The following is a 25553-nucleotide window of genomic DNA, read 5'->3' on the forward strand; positions in this document are numbered from 1 at the left end:
GGCCTACTTCAGGTAGCGGGCCTCGATCTCGCGCATGCGCGCATCGCCCTGCAGGGCGATGATCTCCTTGACCGTGGGCAGGCCGCGATCGGCCTGGCCGATGCCCTGGTCGCGCCGGATCTGCGCGAAGACCTCGCGCATGGCGCCCACGGCGGCACGGATGGCGTGGTTGCCGTAGATGACCACGCCCACCTTGCCCAGCGCGGCGATATCCCGCTCGCCCAGCTGCGGGTACGCGGTGGGCACCAGCACCAGGGGCTTGCGGCCGGGCCACGCGGCGACGAAGGCCAGGATCTCGTCGGGCGTCTTCTGCTTGGAATGGATGAGAATGGCGTCCGCGCCGGCTTCCTCGTAGGCCAGGCCGCGCCGGATCGCCTCGTCCTGGCCCTGGCCCGCGATCAGCGCCTCGACCCGCGCGATCACGACGAAGTCGGGGTCCTTGCGCGCGGCCGCGGCGGCGGCGACCTTGCCCTGGAACTCCTCGATGCGCACCAGTTCCTGGCGGCCCTCGGCGCGCAGGCTGGTGTCCTTGGGAAAGGTCTTGTCCTCCATGACGATGGCCGAAGCGCCCGCGGCCTCGTACTGCGGCACCACGTAATGCACGTTGACCGCATTGCCGAAGCCGGTATCGATGTCGGCGATCAGCGGGATGGACACGGTCGCGGCGATGGCGCGCATCATTTCCAGGTGCGTGCCCATGGAAAGAATGTTGGCGTCCGGCACGGCGTAGCTGGCCGACAGCTCGAAGCCGCTGCCCCAGATGCCGCCGAATCCGGCCTCCTCGGCCAGCCTGGCCGCCAGGGGATTGTGCGCGGCCATGGCCGTGAAGAGCTGGCCGCTTTCGAGCGCGGCGCGTAGGGATCGATTCTTGGTCACTGCGAAACTCCGTCGGTCATGATGAAAGAACAGCCGCGGCGCTCAGGACAGCCGGGCGCAGGCCGCCGCGATGCGCGCCATGGCCTGCGCCAGTTGCTCGTCCGACGCCGCGTACGAAACGCGAAAGTGCCCGGACAGGCCGAACGCCGAGCCCGGCACGATGGCCACGCCGGCCTCGCGCAACAGATAGAGCGCGAAATCCAGGTCCGTGGAAACCAGCGTGCCCGAGGGATCGCGCCGGCCCAGCAGGGCCTGGCAGCCCGGGAAGGCGTAGAACGCGCCCGGCGGCAGGTCGCAGGCCAGGCCCTCGATGGCGTTGAGCCGCGCCACCACGCTGTCGCGCCGGCGGCGGAAGGCGGCGACGAAGGCCGGCAGGAAGTCCATGGGGCCGTCGAGCGCCGCGATCGACGCCGCCTGGCTGATCGAACTGGTGTGCGAGGTGGACTGCGACTGCACCAGGTTCATGGCCTTGATCAGCGCCGCCGGCCCGGCGCCGAACCCCACCCGCCATCCGGTCATGGCATAGGCCTTGGACACGCCGTTGATCGTCAGGGTGCGGGCGGCCAGCTCCGGCGCGATCGCCGCGGGCGTGGCAAACGGCGTGTCGTCGTAGCGGATCTTCTCGTAGATGTCGTCCGCCATGACCCAGACCTGCGGATGGCGCGCCAGCACCTCGGCCAGGGCGGCCAGCTCCTTGGCCGAATACACCGCCCCGCTGGGATTGGAGGGCGAGTTCAGCATCAGCCACTTGGTGCGCGGGGTGATGGACTCCTCCAGCTGCCGGGGGCTGAGCTTGAAACCGCTGGAGGCGCCGCAGCGCACGATGACCGGCTGCCCGCCCGCCAGCAGGACCATCTCCGGATAGGACACCCAGGCCGGCGTGGGCACCACCACTTCGTCGCCAGGGTTGATGGTCGCCTGCAGCGCGTTGTAGAGAATCTGCTTGGCGCCGCACCCGACCTGGATCTGCTCGGGCGAATACGCCAGGCCGTTGTCGCGCTCGAACTTGCGCGCGACCGCCTCGCGCAACGCCAGCGTGCCGGCCACCTCCGTGTAGCGCGACTCGCCCTGGTCGATCGCCGCCTTGGCGGCCTCGCGCACATGCTCGGGCGTGGGGAAGTCCGGCTCGCCCTGGCTCAGCGCGATGACGTCGCGCCCCTCCTGCCGCAGCTGGTTGGCCAGCCGCGTCATCTCCTTGGTGGCCGAGGGCTTGGCGCCCAGCACGCGATCGGCGAGAAAGCCGCGCCGGGTCTGTTCATTTGAGCTCATTCGATGGTTCCTACCTTCAGTTTGAATATCCCGCGCGCGATGGCCAGCGGCACGAAAATGGTCACCAGCAGGACCAGGCTGTAGGCGCACGCCAGCGCCAGCCGGCCGCTGTCGACCTGCTGGAAGATCTCGATGGGCATGGTGTTCATTCCGCCGAAATACAGCACCACGGTGGCCGACAGCTCGGACAGCGTGGTGACCCACATGAGGACCGCCGCCGCGACCACGGCCGGCATGATGACCGGCAGCACGACCTTGAAGAAACTGCGTATCGGCCCCACGCCCAGGCTCATGGACGCCTCTTCGATCGAATCGCGCAGGTTGTGCAGCGGGCCGACGGCGGCGCGCACGCTGGTGGGCACCCGCCGCAGGAAATACGCCAGCGCCATGATGACCCAGGTGCCGGTGAGCACCAGCCACCCCGTGTTGAAGGAATTGATCATGGCGATGCCCAGCACGGTTCCCGCGATCGTCAGGGGCAGCATCACCAGGAGATCCAGCGCATGCGTGAGCGCGGCCCGCCGCTTGACGATCAGGTAGGCCGACACCACCGAGAACAGCACGCCGGCGACGGTGGCGACGGAAGCCAGGAACAGCGAGTTGTAGAGCGGCTCGGGCGCGCGCACCAGCGCATGGCGCAAGTGATCGAGCGTGAAGCCGCCGTAGCGCAGCACCGGGCCGATGGACGGCGTGAAGGCGGTCACCACGACCACGACGGCCGGCAACAGCGACAAGGCCACCACGATGAACACCGATCCGGTCGCCAGCATGGCGCGCCAGCCCCGCACCGGCCGCGCCACCGGGCTGCGCCCGGCCTCCATCTGGAACTGCCGGCGCTCGACCACCAGCTTCTGGATCAGCAGCATGCCGGCGCCCAGGAACACCAGCAGCGAAGCCATGGTCGTCTGCATCTGCGGGTTGCCGCCCATCTCGCTGACGAACTCGTTGTAGGCCTTGACCGCGAGCACGGGCGTGCGCGCTCCCAGGATGGCGGGCACCCCGAAGCTGCCTATCACGTGCGTGAACACCATCAGCGCGCCCGCGAAGACGGACGGCAGCAGCAGCGGAAAGGTCACGCCGCGCAGCACCTGCCACTCGGGCCGCCCCAGGCTGAGCGCGGCTTCCTCGAGGTTGCGGTCCATGGATTTCATGCCCACCAGCACGGCCACGAAGGCGTAGACGTAGTTGTTGAGCGTCATCACATAGACCAGCCCCCACCATGAGTAGAGCGCCGGCAGCTGGATGCCCAGCGGCTCGAGCCAGCCGTTGAGCAGGCCCTGCCTGCCCAGGATCAGCACCCACGACGCGGCCACGACCACGTCGGGGATGACCAGCGTCACCAGCGGCAAGGCGGCGACCAGGCCGGCCAGCGGAAAGCTGCAGCGCGCCACCACCACGGCCAGGCTGCCGCCCACCAGCATCGAGGTCGCGGTGACCGCCACCCCCAGGATCAGGGTGTTGACGAACACCTCGCGATAGGCGGGCTCGGAGAAGAAGCGGATGTAGCCGGCCAGCCCCACGCTGCCGTCGGCGGCGACGAACGACTTGGCCAGCATCGAAACCAGCGGCCAGACCAGGAATACGCCCAGCAGGCCGACGGCCAGCACCGCGACCGTCAGCCAGGCGGGATCTCTGCGCAAGGTACCCAGCATCATGATGCGTCCACGATATGGGAATGCAGCGGAATCCCGACGCTGACGGCCTGGCCGCGCGCGTAGGACGGCTCATGCGGGCGCACGCGGGCCTCGACCCTCAGCAGGCCGGCGGCGGTGCGCACCGCGTAGCCGGTGACACTGCCGCGGAACTCGACATGCTCGACCACGCCAGGGAAATGCCCCTCCTCGGCGCAGGCCGCCTCGGCCAGCGTCAGGTCTTCGCGCCGCACCGCCAGCAGCGCGCCGGCGCGCCAGGCGATCGGGCTGCGCGTGCGCACCACGCCCGCGCCGGTCGCCAGGCGGCGGGGCTCCCCGGGCGCGGAGGCGAGCTCGCGCTCGATGGGGATCAGGTTGGCGCTGCCGACGAAGTCCGCCACGAAGCTGCTGCCGGGCCGGGTGTATATCTCGCGCGGCTCGCCCACCTGCATGACGCGGCCCCGGTCCATCACCGCGATGAAATCGGACATGGCCAGCGCCTCCTCCTGGTCATGCGTGACGAACACCGTCGTGATGCCCGCCTCGACCTGCAGCCCGCGGATCAGGCCGCGCAGTTCGGCGCGCAGCTTCACGTCCAGGGCCGAAAGCGGCTCGTCGAGCAACAGCAGCCGCGGTTCGATCACCAGCGCGCGCGCCATCGCGACACGCTGGCGCTGCCCCCCGGACAACTGGGCGGGCGAGCGCTGCGCGAACGCCGCCAGGCCGACGCGCTCGAGCATCGCCATGGCGCGTTCGCGCGCCTGCGGCGCGGGCACGTTGCGCGCGGCCAGCCCGTAGCAGACGTTGGTCAGCACCGACCGGTCGGGAAACAGCGCATAGTCCTGGAACACCATGCCCACGTCGCGCCGGTGGACCGGGATACGGGTCACGTCGGTATCGCCGAACAGGATGCGTCCGTCGTTGGGGCGTATGAACCCGGCCAGCATGCGCAGCAGCGTCGTCTTGCCGCAGCCCGACGGGCCCAGCAGCGTGAAGAACTTGCCGCTGGGCAAGGTCAGGTCCAGGTTCTCGAACAGCGTCTGTTCGCCGTAGCGTTGATGGATGGCTTGAAAGGATACTTGCATCGCGCAGCCCTGGTCGAAGCGCCGCGCTCAGCGAGCGTTGGCGAGCTGGCGCCATTCGGCGATGAAGGCGGCCCGATCGCTGCCCATCCGGGCGCTGTCCAGTTCGACGATCTTGATATCGGCCATGGCAGGGATGTCGGCGTACTTGCTCACGTCGATGTCCCCGCGCAAGGGCCGCCGATAGGCGCTCTTGAACACCTCGGTCTGGGTCGGCGCGGATGCCAGGTACTCATATAGTTTGCGCGCCGCCTCGGGGTTCTTCCCGCCCTTGATCAGGGCCATGCCCTCCGGCGAGAGAAAGGTGCCTTCGCGCGGATAGACCAGGCGGATCTCCTTCAGGCCGCCCGCCACGTACTCGTAGCCGGCGTACTCCATGGTGACCGCCACCGCGAATTCGCCCTTGGCCACGCCTTCGTAGGCGGCCGACGTCGTGCCGACGATCACCGCGTTGCGCGCCACCTTGGCCAGCATCTCCTTGCCCAGCAGTTCGCGCAGGCCATAAAGCGCCACGAACGAGGAGCTGCTGCGCTCCGGGTCGGGGATGACGATCTTGCCTTTCCAGGCCGGATCGGCCAGGTCGGCCCAGGCCTGCGGGGCCTTGCCGCCCGGCGCCTGGCGCAGGTTGGCCATCAGCACGGTGACATGGGTGTTGGTGCCCAGCCAGAGCCCGCTGGCTTCCCGGAAGGCGGGCGCGACCGCGGCCGCCTCGGGCGACTGGTAGGGCGCGAACATGTCGCGAAACTCGCTGATCGTCGACAGGCCGCCGGACCAGAAAATGTCGCCCAGCGGATTGGCCGCCTCGGCCTTGATGCGCTGCATCAAGGCGCCCGTGCCCGCGCGCACGACCGACACCTTGATGTCGGGATGCGCCTTGGCGAAGCCATCGATGACGCCGTTGACCGTTTCCACGTTGTTGGACGAATAGAGCACGACCTCCGCGGCCAGCGCGACGCGCGCGCAGGCGGGCAGGACCATCAGGAATACGAATATCCGAAACAGTGCGAGTGGCATGTTTTTTTCCCCTTGTTGGCTGTTGGAATACGTTCGCCTATGATTGACGACCGCGCGCGCGGCGGCAAGATGTCCGCGCTGCCGGCCATGCGTGCGCCTGATGCGTCGATCAGTATTCCTAATAATGAAAACTGCCAATCCGCCTTTGGTCTCGCTGCGCGCCTTCGTGGCCGTGGCGCGCCACGAAAGTTTCACGCAGGCCGCCGGCACCCTGGGCATCACCCAGGGCGCGGTCAGCCACCACGTCGCGACGCTGGAGACATATGCGGACTGCCGGCTATTCGACCGCCGGGGCTCGACGGTGGCGCTCACGCCGGCCGGCCTGCAGCTGTACGAAGCGGTCAAGGACGCCATGTCCACCATCGAACTGACCATGCAGTTGCTGGTGCAGCGCGGCCATCGGCACGACCGCCTCAAGGTGCGCACCTCGATGCCCAGCTTCGCCATGACGCTGGTGGTGCCGCACCTGGGCACGTATTCGGCCGCGCACGGGGTGCAGGTGGACCTGATCACGTCGCTGGCGCCGCCGCAGCCGCAGGACGAATTCGACGTGCTGATCTCGCGCGACCTCAGCCTGCCGGGCACCGAAAGCTGGGAGCTGGCGCGCGAGGAACTGATCTGCGTGGGCGCGCCGGCCGTGGCCGACGCGCACCGCGAGCAATCGGCCCGGCACTGGCCCATGGTGGCGGCGCGCTCGCGCCCGGACCTCATCGCGACCTGGGCGTTGGTGCACGACATCGCGCCGGACGCCATCAATGTGGTCGCCACGTATGACCATCTGTTCCTGGCCGTGACCTCGGCGATCGGCGGCACCGGCTTCCTGGTCGCGCCGCAGCTGCTGGTGCTGGACCACCTGGGCGCCGGCACGCTGGTGCCCTCGGCCGATCCGCCGATTGCCTCCGGCGCCAGCTACGTGGCCTACGTCAACGCCCACAGTCCGCACGTGCAGCAGGCCCGCCAGTTCTGCCGCTGGCTGAAGAACACGCTGCGCAACCGCGGCAAGGCGCCGGCCTAGGGCCTTAGCGCGCGCCGAGCACGCCGCGCGCGGCCAGCGCCTGCACGCGGGCCTCGTCCATGCGCAGCAGGCCGCACAGGACTTCGCGGGTGTGCTGGCCCAGGGCCGGCGCGACGTGCCGGTAAGCCACCGCCGAGGCGGAGAACTTGACCGGGTTGGCCACGCCCGCGACCGGATTGCCCGCGCCATCCGGCATTTCGACCCGCATGCCGCGATGCAGCAGCTGGGGATGCTCGAACACCTGCTTGTAATCGTTGATGCGGCCGTTCGGTATGCCGTGCTCGGTAAGCCGCGCCAGCCAGTGCGCCGCCGGTTCGGTCGCGAAGGTGCGCGCGATCTCCGGCATCAACGCGTCGCGGTGCACGATGCGGCCGCTGCCGGTGGCATAGCGCGCATCGGCCGCCAGGTCGGGCCGGCCCAGCGCGGCGCAGAAGCGCCGCCATTGCGCGTCGTTGCCCGCGGCCACGATGACGTGGCCGTCGCTGGCGGCCAGCACTTCGTACGGCACCAGGGTGGGATGCGCGTTGCCGTAGCGCGGCGGCACAGCGCCGGTCGCCACGTGGTTGAAGGCCAGGTTGGCGCCGAACGCCGCCATGCAGTCGAGCAGCGCGATATCGATGTATTGGCCCGCGCCGGTGGCGGCCCGCCGCTGCAGCGCGGCCAGCACGGCGCTGGACGCGTACATGCCGGTCACGATGTCGGCGATGGCCACGCCGACCTTCTGCGGCCCGCCGCCAGGCCGGTCGTCACGCTCGCCGGTCACGCTCATCAGGCCGCCCTCGCCCTGGAAAATCAGGTCGTATCCGGGACGGTCGGCATACGGACCGGTCTGCCCGTAGCCGGTGATCGAGCAATAGACCAGGCGCGGGTTCACGGCCGACAGCGAGGCGTAGTCCAGGCCGTGGCGGGCCAGGTCGCCAACCTTGAAATTCTCGATCAGCACATCGGCGCGCATCGCCAGCGCGCGCACGATCTCCTGGCCCTCGGCCGTGGCTATGTCCACCGACACCGATTGCTTGTTGCGGTTGGCGGCCGCGAAGTAGGTGGAATGGCGCGCCTGCTCCCCGTCGGCGCCGGGCATCCACGGCGGTCCCCAGCTGCGCGTATCGTCGCCCACGCCGGGCCGTTCGACCTTGATGACCCGCGCGCCGAAATCGGCCAGGATCTGGGTGCACCAGGGGCCGGCCAGGATGCGCGTCAGGTCCAGCACCACGATCCCGTCGAGCGCGCCGCCGGGCGCCGCGTCATTCGGGCTGGACATTGGCCTCCCTCAGGGTTTCCCCATAGACAACCAGCTGTTCCTCGACGAAGGCCTGCAGTTCCGCGGGCGTGGAGCTGGCCGGCAGGAAGTTCTGCCGCGCCAGCTGCTCCTGGATGTCGGCCCGGGCCAGCACCTGCGCCACCGCCTGCGACAGGCGCTCGACCCGCTGCGCCGGCATGCGCGCCGGCCCCTGCAAGGCCGCCCATGACGACACCGAGAACTTCGGCACGCCGGCCTGCGCCATGGTGGGCACATCCGGGAAGGCCGGGCTGCGCGCCGGCAAGGTGGTGGCCAGCATGTGCAGCTTTCCCTGGGCGACATACTGGCCCGCCGTGGTGGGCGTGGCGAACATCACCTGCACCCGGTTGGCGACCAGGTCGGCCACGCCGGCCGGCTCGCCCTTGTAGGGCACCTGCATCATGTCCACCTTGGCCAGCGAAAGCATCTGGCCCGTCGCCACGATGCCGGTCGGGTTGCCGGTGGCATAGTTCAGCTTGCCGGGATGGGCGCGGCCGTAGTCCAGCAATTCGGCCAGCGAGCGCGCCGGCACCGTCTCGTTCACGTACAGGAAGAACGAGTAGCGGCCCACCATGGAAATGCGCGAGAAATCGTCGATGGGATGGTAGGGCGGGTTCTTGCGCAACGACGGCACGGCGCAAAAGCCGTTGGTGGACATCAGCAGCGTATAGCCATCGGGCTCGGCCCGCGCCACCTCCACCGCCCCGATCGCGCCGTCGGCGCCGGCGCGGTTTTCCACGACGACCGGCTGCCCCAGCGACTGCGCCAGCCCGCCGGCGAGGATGCGCGTGACGGTGTCGGTCGCCGTGCCGGCCGGAAACGGCACCACGATCTTGACCGGACGGCTGGGATAGGCGCCGTCGGCCCGGGCGGCGCCCAACGATACGGCCATCAGTATCGCCGCGATACCCAGCCCTGTTTTTCCAACCATGGTTGTCTCCTTGTTCTGTTATTGCATCGACCCGCCAACGGCCCACTAGCGCCCCCGGAATACCGGCTCGCGCTTTTCCACGAACGCGCTCAGCGCCTCGCGTGAATCCTCCGACTCCTTCAACAGGCACATGGTCTCGACCACGCTCTCCATGGCGCGCCGGTAATCCAGGTCGTTGGCGCGCATGAAGGCGTCGCGCAGCAGCCGCATCGCCAGCGGCGACTTGCGCGCCAGCCGCCTGGCCAGCGTGCGGGCGCGCTCGAGCACCTGGTCGCGCGGCACCACCTCGTTGACCACGCCCAGCGCCATCATCTCGCGCGCGCTGACGATATCGCCGGTGAACAGCAGCTGCGCCGCCCGATGGCGCCCGGCCTGGCGAGGCAGGTGCACCAGGTGCATGGCCGGCAGCAGCCCCACGTCGATTTCCGGATAGCCCATCCCGGCCTCCTCGGCGGCGACCACCATGTCGCAGGACACCGCCCAGGTCACGCCGGCGGCGCGCGCGTGCCCGTTGACCGCCGCGATGACCGGCTTGCCCATGCGGTACAGCGCCTCGTGCATCTCGTAGTAGAAGACCTCGATCAGCCGGCGCAGCGCCTGGCCGTCGAATTCGAGCGCCACCTTGAGATCCACGCCGGCGGAAAACACCGTGGGCAGCGCGCTCTTCAGGATGACCGCCCCCGCCGCGTCGTCGTGCCGCGCGCGCTGGTAGGCGTCGACCACCTCGCGCGCCAGCTGCATGTCGATCGCATTGACCGGGCCGCGGTTCATGGTGATTTCCGCCACCCCTTCCACGACCTCGTACTGCACGAACTGCGCCATCCCGTTCTCCTCTTGCCGCGGCGGCCGGTCCCGGAATGGACCGGCGCGGCGGGAATCGGGACATAATGTCGGCCACGGACCCGCCCTGCGTCCAATATCTTTCCCGGAACGATCGATACGCCACGCGAATGACTACCGGAATAGAACTGCGCCATCTCAAGCACTTCGCCGCGCTCGCCGAGGAGTTGCATTTCGGGCGCGCGGCCAGGCTTTGCAATATTTCGCAGCCGCCGTTCAGCGTCTCCATCCGCCAGCTGGAAGAGCAGCTGGGCTTCGCGCTGGTCGAGCGGTCCTCGCGCGACGTCCGGCTGACGCCGGCCGGCACGGCGTTCTACAGCGAAGCCTGCAAGGCCCTGTCGCAGGTGCGCCAGGCCGCCGACGTCGCGGCGCGCGTGCATGGCGGCCTGGACGGCGTGCTGTGCGTGGGGTTTTTCGCATCGATGCTCTATCGGGGCCTGGACCGCGCGGTAGACCGGTTCCGCGCCACGTATCCCACCGTGGACCTGCAATTGCTGGAGCTCAGCACCTCGGACCAGATCCCCGCGCTGCTGCGCCGGCACATCCATTACGGGTTCGTGCACAGCACCCGGCTGCCGGCCGAAATCGCCGCCGGCGAGCTGCTGCGCGAGCCCTTCCTGCTGTGCCTGCCGCAGCGCCACCCGGCGCGCCACCGGCGCCGGCAGAAACTGGCCGACTTCCGCGCCGAGCCGTTCGTGCTGTTCTCCCGCACGTTTTCGCCGTCCTACTACGACCAGGTCGTCGCCCGCTGCCTGGCCGCGGGCTTTCATCCCGACATCAAACACCAGGTCCGGCACTGGCTGACCGTCGTGGCGTGCGTCTCCAAGGGCATGGGCATCACCCTGGTGCCGCGCGCGCTATCGCGCGCGGACCTGCCCGGCGTACGCTTTTCCGCCATCGAGGACAGCACGGTCGAATCCATCGTGCACGGCGCCTGGCTCAAGGGGGATGGCGACAGCGCCATCGTCCAGGCCTGGCACCGCGTGGTCAGGCAGGAAATCGGCGCCTAGGCGCGGCGATTCAATCCGCGTCCGCCTGCAAGGCCTCGGCCTGCAGCCAATCGGACAGCGCGCGGATATCCTCGCGCGTGCGCAATTGCGGGGTGATCCACAGCACCACGGTGCGCCGCCCCTCCAGAAAGCCGAACGGCGCCACCAGGCGCCCCGAGGCCAGGTCGTCGGCCACCAGGAAGCGCGGCGCCATGGCCACGCCCAGTCCGCAGGCGGCGGCGTGCAGCACCAGGTAGAAATGTTCGAACGACTCGTGCTCGGCCAGCGGCTCGCCGGCCCAGCCCGACAGCGCCGCCCAATCGGACCAGGCGTCCGGACGCGAGGACGTCGTCAGCAGCCGGGCCGCGCCCAGGTCCGCCAACGCCCGCAAGGGAACCGAGCTGGCGTATTCCGGGGAACAGACCGGCCCCACCCATTCGCGCATCAACGGTTTGATCACCACGTCCTGCGGCGTGGGCACGACGTTGTTGCGGATCGCCACGTCGATGCCTTCGCGCAGCAGGTCCACCGGCCCGTGGTCGGCCGAGACGCGCAGGTCGATGTCCGGCCGCATTTTCTTGAAGTTCGCCAGGCGCGGGATCAGCCAGCGCATCATGATGCTGGCCGAGCAAGACAGCGACAGCGGGCCCGGCCGCAACTGGTTGATGCCGGCCTCGATCAGGCCGAAGGCCGTGCCCAGGGTGGCGGCCAGCCGCGCGCCTTCGGGCGTGGGTTCGATGGCGCGCGGCATGCGGCGCAGCAGCTGGATGCCGAACTCTTCCTCGAGCGCCTGCACCTGCTTGCTGATGGCGCTGTGCGTGACCGACAGTTCCTCGGCGGCGCGCGTCATGTTGCCCAGGCGGGCCACCGCTTCGAAAGCCCGCAAGGTGGTAAAGGATGGAATACGTGACATGACAGAAGGGCCGGCCGCGCGCCTGTCTCGGGCGCGCACACGAGAGAGCTGTGAGTTTAGCGCACATGTCGCCGCGCAAATCTCGTTTGTCGGCGCCCGCGCCGCGCCGGGACAATGGTCGGCATCGCGCCCGCGCTCGCGGCGCCGCCCTGTCCGCAAAAAGGAAACATCCAAGATGTCCGATCGCTTCGAGGCGACCTACCTGATCGAGACGCCGCATGACGTCGCAAGCGTCGCCCAGGAACTGGCCGGCGAACAATCCACCGCCACGTCCAGCCGCATGCCGGGCGAAACCGACGCCTTGATCCGCGACTTCGGCGCCCGCGTCGAACACATCGAGGCGCTGCCGCCGGCCGAGGCGCCCAGCCTGCCGGTTGCCCATACGCCGGGCCAGCGCGTGCACCGCGCGCGCCTGACGCTGTCGTGGCCGCTGCACAATATCGGCGACTCGCTGCCCATGCTGCTCACCACGCTGCTGGGCAACCAGACCGGCATGCGGCGCCTGAGCGGCATCCGCCTCGAACGCGTCGCCATGCCGCAGTCCTTCATCGCGGCGCAGCCGCGGCCGGCCTTCGGCATCGCCGGCACGCGCCGCCTGACCGGCGTGCAAGGCCGTCCGCTGATCGGCAGCATCGTCAAGCCCAACATCGGCCTGGCGCCGGAACAGACCGCGGCCATGGCGCGCCAGCTCGCCGAAGGCGGCGTCGATTTCATCAAGGACGACGAACTGCTGGCCAACCCGCCCTATTCGCCCGTGGCCCGGCGCGCCACCCTGGTGCTGCGCGCGCTGGACGAGGCGGCCCAGCGCACCGGCCGGCGGACCATGTACGCCGTCAACATCACCGACGGCCTGGACGAAATGCGGCGCCATCATGACGCCGTCGTGCAGGCCGGCGGCACCTGCATCATGGTGAACCTCAACAGCGTCGGCCTGTCGGCCCTGCTGGCGCTGCGCCGCCACAGCCAGCTGCCTATCCACGGCCATCGCGCCGGCTGGGCCATGATGACGCGCTGCCCGGCGCTGGGCATGGAATTCCAGCCCTACCAGATGCTGCACCGGCTGGCCGGCGTCGACCACCTGCATGTCAGCGGCCTGGGCGGCAAGTTCTGGGAGCACGCCGACAGCGTGCTGCAAGCGGCCCACGAGTGCCTGACGCCGCTGGATACGCAGGCCGGCGCCGCGGACGACCGCGCCCTGCCCGTGTTCTCGGGCGGCTCCACCATCTTCGACGTGGCGCCCACCTACCAGGGCATAGGCACGGCCGACCTGATCTTCGCCTCGGGCGGCGGCATTTTCGGCCACCCCGACGGCCTGGCCGCCGGCTGCGCCAGCCTGCGCCAGGCCTGGGAGGCCGCCATCGCCGGCCAGGAACTGCGCGCCTATGCGCAGTCGCGCCCCGAACTGGCCGCGGCGCTGGCGCGCGGCAAACCCGTGCGCAAGGCCTGAAAGCGCGCGGCCGGCGCCAGGCCTGCGCGCGCCTGGCGCGCTATACGCGCCAGGCCTCGGCGCGCGCGGCGTCGACGAACGCGTCCGGCCCGCCCACCTGCCCGCCCTTGAGCATCACCTCCACGCCATCGAGCCAGTCCTGGTCCGAGACCAGCCGGCACAGCCGGCCGCCCTGGCGCGCGATCGCCGCGATACGCAACGCATAGGCATCCAGGCCGCGCATGGCCAGGCTGGAAGTATCGCCGCCGGCCAGCACCAGCCGGCCCAGCCCGGCGCCCTGCACGGCCAGGCGCGCCCACTGCGCGAACAGCAGGCCGGTCACGGCCGCCACCGAGACGTCCTCGGACAGGCCCAGGCCGCGCACCTGCCCGATGGCCGGATCGTCCGGCCCGCGGGCCGTATAGGCCACCACGCTGCGCCCGCCGCGCAGCGCGGCCAGCATCGCCTCGCCCACCTCGCGGGCCAGTCCGGGACGGTCCGTTTCGGACAGGGCGCGCGCCATATCGACGCGGATGCCTTCCCAGCCCGCCGCCAGCGCGCGCTCGATCTGCACGGCGTTCTGCGGCGCGGCGCTGCCCGACAGGACCAGCATGGGCCCGGCGTCGGCGATGCCGGCCTGGACCCGGCGCCGCGCCAGCGTGACCTGCGCCATATGGCGCCCCAGGCCTTCGGCCAGCCCCTGGGCCGCCACGCAGAACAGCGGCCGCGCCGCGCTGGCCTCCCACAGCATGGCGGCGATGCGGTCCAGGTCTGCATCTTCGAGCGTATCGAACACGACCGCGCCGGGGTCGCCCGCCGCGGCCTCGCGCCAGGCCTCGGCCAGGGCCGGGCCGCCGGCGCGCACCGCGCGCCAGTCCACCAGCGCGCTGGCCAGCGTGGTCTGCCCGGCCAGGTGGCGGCGCAGGTCGGCCTCGTTCATGGGCGTGGCGGGATGGCGCGACATGGCGGGATGGCGATCCAGCCTGTGCACGGCATCGCCCGCTTGCGCGTACAGGTTGCCGAACACCACGTAGCGGCCGAAGGACGGGCAGGCGGGCACCACCGGCACCGGCGCCGCGCCGAAGCATGCGCGCCCGATCTCGATGGCGCGGCCGATGCTGCCCAGCCGCGGCGACGAATCGAAGGTCGAGCAGATCTTGTAGTGCGCCTGGCGCGCGCCCAGCGCGCGAAACAGCGCGAAGGCCGGACCGATCTCCTGGTCCATCGCGGCGGGCGCCAACGAACGGCTGATGCCCGCCACGCCCAGCACATCCTCGTCGGCCAGGTGGCGCTGCGCCTGCGCCAGGGTGGGCGTGCGCAAGAACATCAGCGCATTCAGGCCGGCTTCGTGAAAGCCCGCCAGGTGCGCCGTGGCGCCGGTGAAATCGTCGCCGTAGAAGCAGACCGGGCCGCCCGGACTCATACGCCGTCCACCTTGGCCAGGGCGCGCCAGCTGCGCGCGCCCATCGCCGCGAAATCGTTCAGGTGGGTGTACAGCATCGATACGCCCTTGCCGGACCAGGCCGCCAGGTCGTGCTCCTTGACCATGATGCCGGCGCACTTGCCGGCGCGCAGGATGCGCGCCACCGTCTCGTCCAGCGCCGCCATGACTTCGGGGCCGCCGTAGTCGCCGCGAAAGCCCATGCTCTTGGACAGATCCACCACGCCGATGAAATAGCAGTCGATATGATCGACCGCCAGGAAATCGTCCAGGCCGGCCACCGCCTGCGCCGACTCGATCTGCACGATCACCGTCTTCCGGTCGAAATCGCGCGGCGCGCAATAGCGGATATCGTCGACCACGCGCGCGGCGGTGGCGGCGTCGTCCAGGCGCGGCACCACCAGCCCGTCCACGCCGCGCATCATGTAGCGCTCGATGGTCCAGGGTTCGGGCGAAGGAATGCGCACCAGGGATGCCGCGCCGCCCAGCCGGGCCGCGCGCGTCATGTCCTCGATGTTCTCGAAGCTGGGGCTGCCCTGCTCGCAATCGAGCATGAAGGCGTCCACGCCCAGCGTGCACATGAAACTGACCAGGCTGCTGCTGGGATGGTCCGGGTTGACCAGCGACGCGGTCTGGCGGGCGGCCAGCTTGGCCTTGAATGTTGCTGCTGACATCGTTCAACCTGCTAGAAAGAAAGTTCAGATCCGATAGGGGTTGCCCATCGCCCAGGCCTGCAGCACCTGCAGGGCCGGCGCGCCGGGCATGGCGCCCAGCCGCTGCGCGGTCCGGTTGGCGCGCGAAATCACGCCGTCGCGGTACGACGACACGGCCTCGCCGATGCGGGCGCTGCCAGCGGCCACGACGAAGGCGGCGATGCCGCGTTCGTCGAGCGCCGGCAGACGCGTCAGGCCGGCGTCGTCGGCGCCGCCGCCCGCGTCGTTGAACACGGCGGCGTAGGCGTCGGTGCGCAGGGCCATGGCCGGCACGCCGCCGACCAGGCCGCCATGCGATCCGGTCACCACGATCTGGCCGGCGTCGCCGGGCTGCACCAGCGCGGCCGAGTCCAGCAGCACGATGCGGCGCACCGCGCCGGCCGGCACATCCTCCGAGCGGGCCTCGCCCAGGCGGGGCGGATCGACGCGGCGCCACGGCGCGTTGCGCAGCAGCTCGGCCGCCTGCGCGCACGGCTGGCCCGCGACGACGCCGCGGGCGGCGGCCGCCGCGTTGGCATGGCTGATCGTGCCGCGCGCCATCATGTCCTCGGCGTCGCCGATGCGGCACGATGCATGCGACACCGTCGCGGCCGCGATGCCCAGCGCCTCCAGGTAGGGCAGCGAACCCGTGCCCGCGCCGTCCTTGCCGACGCCGGCGTCGTTGAGTATGACCGCGCGCACGCCGGCGCCGGCCACCGTGTAGCCCGGATAGCGGCCGCCATGCGAGCCCGACACGATGACCGCGCCCGGCGCGGCGTCCGGCAGCTTGGTGGTGGTGGGCGCCAGCAGCACCTCGCCGCGCGACGCGCCTTCATCCGCCCGATGCGGGAACTGCGCCATGATCATGCCTCCTTGCGCGCGGCCGCCACGTCGACCCCGCCATTGCGTTCGTATACGCGCAACACCGTGGTGTCGCTGTTCGGACCGTCGCCGGCGCCGGCCGCCATGCTGAACACCTGGTGCGCCGACGCGGCGATGGGCACCGGAAAGCGCAGCGCCCGCGCGGCATCCAGGGCGATCTCGAGGTCTTTCAGGAAGATGTCGACGGTGGACTGCGGCGCGTGATCGCCCGCAGCCATGCGCGGCGCGCGCTTTTCGAACTGGCGCGAAGTGCCGGCGCTTTGCGAAATCACTTTCACCAGCACATCGGGATCGACGCCGGCGCGCGCGCCCAGCGCCAGCGCCTCGGCGGTCAGCGCGATATGCGAGGCGGTCAGCAACTGGTTGACCAGCTTGACCGTCGATGCCGCGCCCGCCTCCTCGCCCACGCGATGGATGATGCTGGAGCAGGCGCGCATGGCCGGCTCGGCGGCCGCCAGGGCCTGCGCCTGGCCCGAGGCGATGATCGTCAGGGCGCCGGCTTGCGCGCCGGTGGCGCCGCCGCTGACCGGCCCGTCCACCAGCCCCGCACCGTGCTCGCGCAAGCGGGCCTGCAGCCCGCGCGCATAGGCCGGCGCCACCGTACTGGCCAGCCATACCGTGGCGCCGGCCGGCAAGGCCGCGGCCGCGCCGCCCTCGCCGAACAGCACGGCATCGGCCTGCCCGGCGTTGTGCACCATGACCACCAGCAGCGCCGCGCCGTCGGCCGCCTCGCGCACGCTGGCCGCCGGCCGCGCGCCGCGCGCGGCGGCCGCCTGCACCGCGGCGGGCTGGATGTCATAGGCCGCCACATCGTGCCCGGCGGCGGCCAAGTGGCCGCAGATCGGCCCGCCCATCGCGCCCAGTCCGATAAAGCCGATGCGCATCGGCGCAGCGTCGCTCATAGTCTTGTCTCCGTTGTTGCTGGCGATGAGGGCTGCGTGCGCGGCGCGTCGGCGCGGCACGATGCCCAGTGTGGCAGCATAGCCAGCCCGGCATGGTCGCCGCAAACGAGTTTTTAGAACGAGGCTGTGAATTTTTCTCCAGCTCGCGCGGCGCGGCGGCCCCGCGCGCACGCCGGCGCCGCGCCCCTGTGAGCCCGGGGAACAGCGCCGCGCAAAAATATCCTTTGCCCGCGAGGCACCCATGCTGTCAGCATGAGCCCCTGCTTCCATAGCCGGGGGGGCCGTGCACGCCCCCGCGCCCCAGTACAGGAGACATCATGACAACCAGAAGATCATTCGTCGCGCTGCTTGCCGCCAGCGCGCTGGCGCCGGCCCTGGCCGCCGCGCAGGCATTTCCCAGCCAGCCCATCACCCTGGTGGTGCCCTTCCCGCCCGGCGGCGTGACCGACATCACGGCGCGCATCGTCGCCCAGGCGCTGGAAAAGAAGATCGGCGCCAATATCGTGGTCGAGAACCGCGGCGGCGCCGGCGGCAACATCGGCGCATCGGTGGTGGCGCGCGCCAAGGCCGACGGCTACACGCTGCTGTACGGCACCCAGGGCGTGCTGGCCGCCAACCCATATCTGTACAAGTCGATCAACTTCGACGTGCAGAAGGATTTCACGCCGGTGGGGCTGACCTACGAAACGGCGCACATGCTGGTGGTGCGGCCCGACCTGCCGGCCAGGACCACCGAGGAATTCATCGCGCTGGCCAAGGCCAGCCCCGGCAAGCTGGTCTACGGCTCGTCCGGCGTGGGCGGCGGCAGCCACCTGTTCATGGAGTACTTCCAGCACAGCGCCGGCATCAAGCTGCTGCACGCCCCGTACAAGGGCGGCGGCCCGGCGCTGACCGACCTGCTGGGCGGCCGCCTGGACGCCATGCTGGACTCGATCCCGTCGGCGGCCACCCAGGTCAAGGCCGGCAAGCTGCGCGCGCTGGGCGTATCGGGCGCGCAGCGCGACCCCGAGTTCCCCGACGTGCCCACCCTGGCCGAAGGCGGCGCCAAGGATTTCGCCGCCGTGTCCTGGGGCGCCATCATGGCGCCTGCCGGCACGCCCGACGATGTGGTGCGCAAACTCTCGCTGGCGCTCAGCCAGGCGATCGACGAACCCGGGACCCGCAAGCTGATGGCCGAACGCGGCGCCAGCGTCAACCCCTCGACGCCCGAACAGGCCGCGCAGCGTATCGCACAGGACCAGGAACGCTGGTCGACCGTGATCCGCGAAGCCGGCATCTCGGCCGAGTAAGGCCGGCTCGCCACGGCCGGCGCCGCCTGCGCGCCGGCCTATTTCGCCCAGCCGGGCGCGCGCCTGGCGGCGAACGCCGCCACGCCTTCGCGCGCCTCGTCCGTGCCCGCGACGGTGCAGAAGGTTTCGACCACCTCGGCGACGCTGCGCTCGTAACCCATGTCCACGGTCCGCACGAAGGCCGCGCGGGCCAGGCGCATGACGGTCGGCGGCTTGGCGGCGAAGATGCGCGCCAGCTCACGGGCCTGCGCCATGGCCTGGCCGGCCGGCACGACGCGGCTCACCAGGCCCAGGGACGCGGCTTCGGGCGCATCGAAGGCGCGTCCGCTGAACAGCAGCTCGAACGCGCGGTGCTTGCCGACGATGCGCGGCAGGTGCGCGAAGTGGATGCCGGGAATCAGCCCGACGTCGATTTCCGGATAGCCGAACGTGGCGCTTGCGTCGCACACCAGGACATCGCAGGAGATCGCGATCGTCATGCCGGCGCCGCGCGCCGCGCCGTCGATGGCGGCGATCGAGGGCTTGCCCAGCCCGGCCTGCGCCTGGTGCAGCGCCACGTACAGGGTGGAGAGCAGTTCGTGCATCTCCAGGGTCGAGCGTCCCTGCACCTGGCCGAGGTCCAGCCCCGCACAGAACCGCCCGGGCGTGGCGCTGCCGATGATCACGGCCCGCACCTCGGCGTCCTGCCGCGCCCGCGCCAGGGCGGCGATGAGCGAGCGCACGGTGGCCAGGTCCAGCGCGTTGACCGGCGGACGCGCCAGGACGATTTCGGCGATGCCCTCGTTGACCGCATAGGCGATGGCGCCGTCCGTCATGCCTGGGCCTTGATGCCGACCTGGCGCGCGGCGTCCGACCAGCGCTGGGTGTCGGTGGCGAGGAACTGCTCCAGCGCCGACGGCGCGACCAGCAGCGGCTCGGCGCCGCGCGCCCGCAGCCCTTCGGCATAGGCCGGTTCGGACAACACCTTGTAGATCGCGGCCCGCAGTTTCTCGACGATGGGCGCCGGCGTGCGCGCCGGCGCATAGAGCGCGAACCAGAACTTCAGGTCGATGCCGCCGAAGCCCGCCTCGGCCATGGTGGGCACGTCGGGCAGCAGCGCGGTGCGCTGCGGCGCCGTCACGGCCAGCGCGCGCAGCGTGCCGGCCTGCACGTGGCCGATGCTGGTGGTCATGCTGTCGAACAGGAAGTCCACCTGTCCGCCGATCACGTCGGTCAGCGCCAGCGGGCTGCCGCGATACGGCACTTCGACCGCGGTAAAGCCGCCGATCTTCTGCAGCAGCGCGCCGTATATATGGGCCGAGGTGCCCGGCCCGAACGTGGCGACGCTGAGCCGGTTGGGCTGCGCGCGGCCCAGCTCCACCAGTTCCCGCAGCGACGCCACGGGCAGCCTGGCCGGATTGACGACCACCACGTTGGGCATGGTCGCCGTCGTCGCGATGCCGATGAAATCCTTGCGCGGGTCGACGCGGGCATTGGGAAACATCAGCGGATTGATGGCCTGCACCCCGACGGTGTTGTGGATCAGCGTATAGCCGTCGGGCTCCGATTCGGCCACGGCCTGGGCGCCGAGGTTGCCGCTGACGCCGGGCCGGTTTTCCACCACGACGGGCTGGCCGAGCGCGGCCGCCAGCGGCACCGACAGCTGGCGCACGACGAAATCGGTCGGCCCGCCCGGGGGAAAGGGCACGACGATGCGCAGGGGTTTGGACGGCCACGCGGGCGAGCCCAGGGCGGGCGCGGCCAGCAGCGCGCCGGCTCCCAGCATGAATGAACGGCGGGTGGGCATTGCTTTGTCTCCTTGGTCCCTCTGTTATGGAGCGGATTATCTGGGCTGCCGGTCCCATAAGGCCAATACATAATCAGGATGAAAGGTATATTGAAGCGTTATGGCTCTCGGCCAAGGCGGACGCCCGCATGCCCATCGATCTACGCAACCTCAGGTATTTCGTCGCGGTCGCGACCTGCGGCTCCATTTCCAAGGCGGCCGGCGAGGTTCATGTGGCCCAGCCCGCGCTGAGCCTGCACATGAAGCGCATGGAAGAAGAGCTGGGCGTGCGCCTGCTGGAACGCACGGCCAAGGGCATCGTGCTGACCGCGGCCGGCCAGCGCTTCCTGGCGCACAGCCAGGACCTGCTCGCGCGCGCGCAGTTCGCCTGCGACGATGTGCGCGACGCGGCCAGCGAGCCGACCGGGCCGGTGTCCATCGGCATGTCGCAATCGACCGGCATGGCCTTGACGGTGCGCCTGGTGCAGGAAGCGCTGCGGCGCTGGCCCAGGCTCGACCTGCAGATCATCGAAAGCTCCACCGGCCACGTGCCCGGCCACCTGCGGGACCGCGATGTCGACCTGGGCATCACCTTCCTGCGCGAGAGGAACAGCGGCCTGCGATATCGCAAGCTGATCGACGAAGAACTGGTGCTGCTCGGCCCGCCCGGCGCGTTCGGGGCCAACGGCTCGCGCGATGACCACCGGCGGATGCGGGAAGTCGATTTCCGCGACATCGCGGCGCTGCCGCTGTTCCTGCCATCGCACCGGCACAGCCTGCGCCAGCTGATCGAACGCCACGCCAGCCAGGCCCAGGCCCGCATGCGCGTGCTGGCCGACGTGGACGCCGTGCCGCAGCTGATCTCCCTGTGCGCGGAAGGACTGGGCTACACCATCCTGTCGTATCCCGCCGTGCGCGCCGACGTGCTGCAGCGCCGGGTCTGCGCCGCCCGGCTGGTCAACCCCCAGGTCGAGCGGCAGGTGTTCCTGTGCCGCCTGGAGAACGCGCCGGCATCCAACGCCGCGCTGGCCATGGAATCGCTCATCGTCGAAACCGTGGAAAGCCTGGTGCGCGAAGGCAAGTGGATCGGCCGGCCCGGTAACTGAAGGCAGCGACCGGCGCGCGGCGCGCCGGTCGCCGGATGGGAACTGGCATCCGCGCCAGCGTGTGCCTGTCCCCGCTGGGACAGGCACACCGCTCTACACCATGAACACTCGCTGCTCAGTCCAGTTTCACCGCGCCGCTGTCGATCAGCTTGCGCCACTTGGCGCGGTCGGTCTGGATGAACTTCAGCAAGTCCTCGCGCGAGCCGCCGCCCGCCACCATGCCGGCGTTGGCCACGGCGGTCTTGAACTGCGGCGTGTCCATGGCGGCGCGCAGGGCCGCGTTCATCTGGTCCAGCTGCCGCGCGGCGATGGTGTTGCTGGCGGCCACCGAGAACCACTGGCTGGCGTCGAAGTCCTTGAAGCCGGACTGCGCCACCGTGGGCACCTCGGGCAGGCTGTCCAGGCGATAGGTCGTGGTGACCGCGTATCCCTTGAGCGCGCCGCTCTTGATCTGCGGCAGCACCGTGGACGATCCCAGGATGGCCAGCGGAATCTGGCCGCCGCTCACGTCCGCCACCGCCTGGCCGCCGCCCTTGTACGGCACGTGGACGATGCGCGTGCCGGCATACTGATTGAGCAATTCCCCGGCCAGGTGCTGCGACGTGCCGGTGCCCGAGCTGCCATAGCTCCAGGCTTCGGGCCGCTTCCTGGCATCGGCCAGCACCGCCTGCAAGTCGGCGCGCGCGTCCTTGGCCGGCCCGACCACCACCATGGGGCCCTGCGCCATCAGCACGACCGGAGCGAGCGCCGCGCCCACCTCGGGCTGCGGCGTGGGATAGATGATGGGCCCGGGCACCGTCAGCAGATAGCCATCGGCGGCCTTGCTGCGCGCCAGCAGCTGCAGCGCGATCGCGCCCGAGGCGCCGGGCCGGTTCTCGACCACCACGTTCAGGCCGGTATTGCGGGCCAACTCCTGGGCGGCAATGCGCGTGAGCACATCGGCCGTGCCGCCGGGCACGAACCCGACCAGCCAGGTGATCTGCCGGGCCGGCCAGTCGAGCGAATCGGCGGCCGCGCCGGCCGGGCTGGCCAGGGCCAGGCCCAGCGCGGCGGCCGCGCAGGTAAGCGTGAACTTCATCGTCGTTCCCCTTTGTTCTCTTGCGTGCGGCGGGCCGGCCTCAGGCCCGGTCCGGCCGTCCGGGCGGCGTGTTCGGATGCGCCGCGCAGGATTGATTGAACGCCTGCACCATCTTCATGATGGGGCCCAGCACCCAGGTATTGAAAATCAGGATGTCGCTTTCTTCCTTGGGATCCTGCTTGAGGTTGAACAGGTAGGGCGACTCCAGCTTGCCCTTGCCCTCGTTGACCTCGGGCTCCCAATAGAAGTGCAGCTTCCAGTCGCGCCACTTGACCGCCCGCAGGTCGTTCTTGATGTAGAACAGGAAGCCCTCGCGCGGCGAGGTCTGGCTGGCCCCGGTCAGGAACGCGGTCTGGTCGATGCCGTCGATGGGACGGTCCTGCGGGACGGTCGCGCCGCCGATCAGGCTGAGCGTGGTGAACAGGTCGGTCACGTGCACCATCTCGTTGGACACGCGGCCCGGCTGCACCCGGCCCGGCCAGCGCACGATGAACGGCACGCGCAGGCTGCCTTCCATGGCGGTGTGGTAGGTGCCCGACCACGGGCCCGCCGTGCCGCGGTACGGCTTGCGGAACTCCGGCCCGTTGTCGCTGCAGAAAATGAAAACGGTATCGTCGCCCAGCCCCAGTTCGTCGACCGCCGCCATCACCTGGCCGACGCGATGATCCATCTCCACCATCGAATCGGCAAAATCACCGGCGCCCGTGCGCCCGGCGAAATCCGGATGCGGCAGGGTCGGGAAATGCAGATGCACCAGCGGCAGGTAGAGGAAGAACGGCCGGCCCGCCGCGGCATTGCCGCGCATGAAGCCCAGCGAGCGCTCGACCAGTTCCTCGTCGATGCGGCGGCGCGACTCCAGGTCGTACAGTTTCACGTTCTCGGACGGTTCGCCGGCGCGGCCCTGCATGATGTACGGCAGGTCGGCGACCGCGGGGTCGAAACCGATGGACGCCGTGAACTGGCTTTCGTCGGTGGTGCGCGGAATGCCGTACCACTCGTCGAAGCCGCGGTCGGATGGATAGCGGCCCGGCACGTCGCCCAGGTGCCACTTGCCGTAGTGCGCGGTGGCGTAGCCCTGGCCCGACAGCTGCTGCGCCAGCGTGATTTCGTCGCGCGCCAGCCCCTGCGGCAGGCCCGGCGGCACCGATTGCAGGCACCCCGTGCGGATCGGGTGGCGCCCGCTCATCAGCGCCGAGCGCGTCGGCACGCAGTCGCTCTCCACGTTGAAATTCTGCAGCAGCAGCCCCTGCGAGGCCAGCCGGTCGATATTGGGCGTGGGCGCGCCGCGCAGCGCGCCGCCGCCGTAACAGCCCAGCTCCCCCCATCCGAGGTTGTCGGCCACGATCAAAACGATGTTGGGCTTCGTGCTCATTGCTCCACCTTGACGTTGCTTGGGTAGTTTCCCCGGATTCTAGGAGCCCGCGCCCGGCGTAATATTCCACAAAGCACGTTTATCCATAACCAACGTTCATGAATCTCTCCCTGCGCGACATCGAATATTTCCTGGCCGTCATCGAGCATGGCAGCCTGGGCCGCGCGGCCACCGCCTGCGGCGTCACCCAGCCCGCCCTGTCCAAGTCGCTGCAGCGCCTGGAAGCGGACACCGGACTGGCGCTGCTGGAACGCGGCGGCCGCGGCCTGCGCCTGACCTCGGCCGGCCTGGCGTTTCGCGAGCACGCGCAGAAGCTGTGGGCGCAATACCGCGACGCCGTGCGGCACGCCATGGAGTTGCGGGTCGGCGAAGCCGGCCTGCTGCGCGTGGGCGCCACCGGCGCGACCATGGACGCTTACGTCATGCCCGCCCTGCAGCGTCTGCTGCCGCTGCGCCCGGCCCTGCGCGTGCAACTCACGCAAGGGCTGTCCGACGACCTCAACGCGCAGGTCGCCAGCGGCAGGCTGGACCTCGCCGTCATCCCCATCTACGGCGACATCCAGCCCGCCCTGCGCCAGGACCTCATCGCCGAGGACGGGCTGTGCGTGGCCGCGCGCCAGGGCCATCCGCTGGCAGCGCGGCGCAAGCTGTCGCTGCGCGACCTCGAAGGGCACCGCTGGATCCTGCCGCATCCCAGCTCGGTGGCCCGCCAGGCCCTGGACCAACGCTATGCCGACGCCGGCCTGCAGCCGCCGCCGGCCGCGCTCGAAGTGCAGCACTTCTCCAGCGGCGCCCTGGCCATGCTGGCCCGCTCGGACGTCCTCGCCCTGCTGCCGCAAAGCGCCCTGCAAATGGGCGCGGCCATCGCCGTCCTGCCGGTGGCGCTGGGGCGTTCCATGCGCCGCAGCATCGTGCTGATCTCCCGCCACGGCGCGGCCTGGTCGCCGCTGATGAGCGAGTTCCGCGCCGCGGTGCTGGGCGGCATGGCGCAGGACGGACCGCACTACAATTCCAGCCCCTGAGTCCCCGCCGCCTGCCGCCATGCCCACCCTGCAAATGTTGCTGCTGTTCCTGGCCCTCGCCTCGAAAATGCTGGGCCTGGCCACGGGCGCGGCCTTCGCGTACGGCGCCTCGCGCATCCGCGGCTGGCTGCTGCTCAGCCGCGACCCGGTGCGCTGATTGCACGAAACGCCGCCCTGGACGCCATCCACACGAGAATCCGCGCCATGGAACCAATTGTTTTCGAAGGCCTCGTTTTCCGGGCGTTCCGCGACGCCGATGCGCGGTCGTTCGCCGACGCGGCGCGCGAATCCACCGGGACGGTCGGGCGCTGGATGCCCTGGTGCACGCCCTCGTTTTCGGAGCAGGACGCGCTCGCCTGGTTCCAGCTGTGCCGCGACAGCCTGGACGCCGGCACGGGCTACGAGTTCGGCGTGTTCTCGCAGGGATCCGGCGCGCTGCTGGGCGGCGCGGGCCTGAACGCGATCAACCGCCAGAACCGCTTCTGCAATCTCGGGTACTGGGTCAGGCAGTCGGCGCAACGGCGCGGGGTGGCGCCGCGCACGGTACAGGCCCTGGCGCCCTACGCATTCGGCACGCTGGGCATGCAGCGCGTCGAGATCGTCATCGCCGCCGGCAACCACGCCAGCGAGGCCGTGGCGCGCAAGGTTGGCGCGCAATTCGAAGGCATCGCCCGCAATCGCCTGCAGCTGCATGGCGCCGCCGTATCGGCGTCGGTCTACGCGCTCGTTCCGTAGGCGC

At 70.3% G+C, this 25553-nt stretch carries 25 protein-coding genes; 8 read left to right on the plus strand and 17 right to left on the minus strand.

The window, feature by feature from the left end:
* Window positions 1-3: 3 nt before the first annotated feature.
* Genes EL288_RS18980 through EL288_RS19000 form a run of 5 tightly spaced genes read right to left on the minus strand, consistent with a single transcriptional unit; the run spans window position 4 to window position 5872 of the window.
* Window positions 4-876: a phosphonopyruvate hydrolase gene (locus EL288_RS18980; RefSeq protein WP_003808778.1), complete on the minus strand. Its 873-nt coding sequence runs from the start codon at window positions 874-876 to the stop codon at window positions 4-6.
* 42 nt (window positions 877-918) lie between these two features.
* Window positions 919-2145, minus strand: a complete 1227-nt coding sequence (locus EL288_RS18985; protein WP_003808777.1) for a pyridoxal phosphate-dependent aminotransferase — start codon at window positions 2143-2145, stop codon at window positions 919-921.
* A complete protein-coding gene (locus tag EL288_RS18990) occupies window positions 2142-3800 on the minus strand; it encodes an ABC transporter permease (protein ID WP_003808776.1) in 1659 nt (552 codons plus the stop codon). The genes EL288_RS18985 and EL288_RS18990 overlap by 4 nt, the downstream gene beginning before the upstream one ends.
* Window positions 3797-4861, minus strand: a complete 1065-nt coding sequence (locus EL288_RS18995; RefSeq protein WP_003808774.1) for an ABC transporter ATP-binding protein — start codon at window positions 4859-4861, stop codon at window positions 3797-3799. The genes EL288_RS18990 and EL288_RS18995 overlap by 4 nt, the downstream gene beginning before the upstream one ends.
* 27 nt (window positions 4862-4888) lie before the next feature.
* Window positions 4889-5872, minus strand: a complete 984-nt coding sequence (locus tag EL288_RS19000) for an ABC transporter substrate-binding protein (protein WP_003808773.1) — start codon at window positions 5870-5872, stop codon at window positions 4889-4891.
* Between the two features lie 124 nt (window positions 5873-5996).
* On the opposite strand from EL288_RS19000, the gene EL288_RS19005 reads away from it, so the two are divergent.
* On the plus strand, window positions 5997-6887 hold the full coding sequence (locus EL288_RS19005; protein ID WP_003808771.1) for a LysR family transcriptional regulator: 891 nt from the start codon (window positions 5997-5999) through the stop codon (window positions 6885-6887).
* Between the two features lie 4 nt (window positions 6888-6891).
* On the opposite strand, the gene EL288_RS19010 is transcribed toward EL288_RS19005, so the two are convergent.
* The 3 genes from EL288_RS19010 to EL288_RS19020 are packed head-to-tail and all read right to left on the minus strand — an operon-like array spanning window position 6892 to window position 9919.
* Window positions 6892-8148 carry a CaiB/BaiF CoA transferase family protein gene (locus EL288_RS19010; protein WP_232018702.1) on the minus strand — a complete coding sequence of 419 codons (1257 nt, stop codon included), beginning with the start codon at window positions 8146-8148 and terminating at the stop codon, window positions 6892-6894.
* On the minus strand, window positions 8132-9097 hold the full coding sequence (locus EL288_RS19015; RefSeq protein WP_003808766.1) for a Bug family tripartite tricarboxylate transporter substrate binding protein: 966 nt from the start codon (window positions 9095-9097) through the stop codon (window positions 8132-8134). Before EL288_RS19015 ends, EL288_RS19010 begins: the two co-directional genes overlap by 17 nt.
* Before the next feature lie 45 nt (window positions 9098-9142).
* Window positions 9143-9919, minus strand: a complete 777-nt coding sequence (locus EL288_RS19020) for an enoyl-CoA hydratase/isomerase family protein (RefSeq protein WP_003808764.1) — start codon at window positions 9917-9919, stop codon at window positions 9143-9145.
* Window positions 9920-10047: 128 nt separating this feature from the next.
* Here EL288_RS19020 and EL288_RS19025 point away from each other — a divergent pair, with 128 nt between their 5' ends.
* Window positions 10048-10947 (plus strand): LysR substrate-binding domain-containing protein, encoded by a 900-nt coding sequence (locus EL288_RS19025; RefSeq protein WP_003808763.1) that lies wholly within the window; start codon window positions 10048-10050, stop codon window positions 10945-10947.
* A 10-nt stretch (window positions 10948-10957) separates the two neighbouring features.
* Here the strand turns inward: EL288_RS19025 and EL288_RS19030 are convergent, their stop codons facing one another.
* Window positions 10958-11839 carry a LysR family transcriptional regulator gene (locus tag EL288_RS19030; RefSeq protein ID WP_003808761.1) on the minus strand — a complete coding sequence of 294 codons (882 nt, stop codon included), beginning with the start codon at window positions 11837-11839 and terminating at the stop codon, window positions 10958-10960.
* Between the two features lie 175 nt (window positions 11840-12014).
* On the opposite strand from EL288_RS19030, the gene EL288_RS19035 reads away from it, so the two are divergent.
* Window positions 12015-13286: a ribulose-bisphosphate carboxylase large subunit family protein gene (locus EL288_RS19035; protein WP_003808758.1), complete on the plus strand. Its 1272-nt coding sequence runs from the start codon at window positions 12015-12017 to the stop codon at window positions 13284-13286.
* Between the two features lie 40 nt (window positions 13287-13326).
* Here EL288_RS19035 and EL288_RS19040 read toward each other — a convergent pair whose 3' ends face one another.
* From EL288_RS19040 to EL288_RS19055, 4 genes are read right to left on the minus strand one after another with little or no spacing between them, the layout of a single operon-like run.
* Complete coding sequence (locus tag EL288_RS19040) at window positions 13327-14688, minus strand: four-carbon acid sugar kinase family protein (RefSeq protein ID WP_010926028.1); 1362 nt, start codon at window positions 14686-14688, stop codon at window positions 13327-13329.
* Window positions 14685-15380 (minus strand): HpcH/HpaI aldolase family protein, encoded by a 696-nt coding sequence (locus tag EL288_RS19045; RefSeq protein ID WP_003808754.1) that lies wholly within the window; start codon window positions 15378-15380, stop codon window positions 14685-14687. Before EL288_RS19045 ends, EL288_RS19040 begins: the two co-directional genes overlap by 4 nt.
* 24 nt (window positions 15381-15404) lie before the next feature.
* Window positions 15405-16259 (minus strand): hypothetical protein, encoded by an 855-nt coding sequence (locus tag EL288_RS19050; RefSeq protein ID WP_232018703.1) that lies wholly within the window; start codon window positions 16257-16259, stop codon window positions 15405-15407.
* Between the two features lie 2 nt (window positions 16260-16261).
* A complete protein-coding gene (locus EL288_RS19055) occupies window positions 16262-17182 on the minus strand; it encodes an NAD(P)-dependent oxidoreductase (protein ID WP_003808750.1) in 921 nt (306 codons plus the stop codon).
* A 317-nt stretch (window positions 17183-17499) separates the two neighbouring features.
* Between EL288_RS19055 and EL288_RS19060 the strand changes: the two genes are divergently transcribed.
* A complete protein-coding gene (locus EL288_RS19060; protein ID WP_003808748.1) occupies window positions 17500-18471 on the plus strand; it encodes a Bug family tripartite tricarboxylate transporter substrate binding protein in 972 nt (323 codons plus the stop codon).
* 38 nt (window positions 18472-18509) lie between these two features.
* Here the strand turns inward: EL288_RS19060 and EL288_RS19065 are convergent, their stop codons facing one another.
* Together EL288_RS19065 and EL288_RS19070 are read right to left on the minus strand one after the other, a co-directional pair.
* Window positions 18510-19286: an enoyl-CoA hydratase/isomerase family protein gene (locus tag EL288_RS19065; RefSeq protein WP_003808745.1), complete on the minus strand. Its 777-nt coding sequence runs from the start codon at window positions 19284-19286 to the stop codon at window positions 18510-18512.
* Window positions 19283-20257: a Bug family tripartite tricarboxylate transporter substrate binding protein gene (locus EL288_RS19070; protein WP_003808742.1), complete on the minus strand. Its 975-nt coding sequence runs from the start codon at window positions 20255-20257 to the stop codon at window positions 19283-19285. Before EL288_RS19070 ends, EL288_RS19065 begins: the two co-directional genes overlap by 4 nt.
* A gap of 128 nt (window positions 20258-20385) precedes the next feature.
* On the opposite strand from EL288_RS19070, the gene EL288_RS19075 reads away from it, so the two are divergent.
* Entirely contained in the window at window positions 20386-21342 is a 957-nt protein-coding gene (locus tag EL288_RS19075; protein ID WP_003808741.1) for a LysR family transcriptional regulator, read from the plus strand.
* A gap of 115 nt (window positions 21343-21457) precedes the next feature.
* On the opposite strand, the gene EL288_RS19080 is transcribed toward EL288_RS19075, so the two are convergent.
* Together EL288_RS19080 and EL288_RS19085 are read right to left on the minus strand one after the other, a co-directional pair.
* On the minus strand, window positions 21458-22420 hold the full coding sequence (locus EL288_RS19080) for a tripartite tricarboxylate transporter substrate binding protein (protein WP_033459305.1): 963 nt from the start codon (window positions 22418-22420) through the stop codon (window positions 21458-21460).
* Window positions 22421-22460: 40 nt separating this feature from the next.
* Window positions 22461-23792, minus strand: coding sequence for an arylsulfatase (locus tag EL288_RS19085; RefSeq protein WP_010926026.1), 1332 nt, complete (start codon window positions 23790-23792; stop codon window positions 22461-22463).
* A 98-nt stretch (window positions 23793-23890) separates the two neighbouring features.
* Between EL288_RS19085 and EL288_RS19090 the strand changes: the two genes are divergently transcribed.
* From EL288_RS19090 to EL288_RS19100, 3 genes are read left to right on the plus strand one after another with little or no spacing between them, the layout of a single operon-like run.
* Window positions 23891-24814, plus strand: a complete 924-nt coding sequence (locus tag EL288_RS19090) for a LysR family transcriptional regulator (RefSeq protein ID WP_010926025.1) — start codon at window positions 23891-23893, stop codon at window positions 24812-24814.
* 19 nt (window positions 24815-24833) lie between these two features.
* Window positions 24834-24971, plus strand: a complete 138-nt coding sequence (locus tag EL288_RS19095; RefSeq protein ID WP_010926024.1) for a hypothetical protein — start codon at window positions 24834-24836, stop codon at window positions 24969-24971.
* Window positions 24972-25018: 47 nt separating this feature from the next.
* Window positions 25019-25549, plus strand: coding sequence for a GNAT family N-acetyltransferase (locus tag EL288_RS19100; protein WP_033451403.1), 531 nt, complete (start codon window positions 25019-25021; stop codon window positions 25547-25549).
* Window positions 25550-25553 lie beyond the last annotated feature (4 nt).

This window comes from Bordetella bronchiseptica (assembly GCF_900636925.1).
Classification (GTDB): Bacteria; Pseudomonadota; Gammaproteobacteria; order Burkholderiales; family Burkholderiaceae_B; genus Bordetella; species Bordetella pertussis.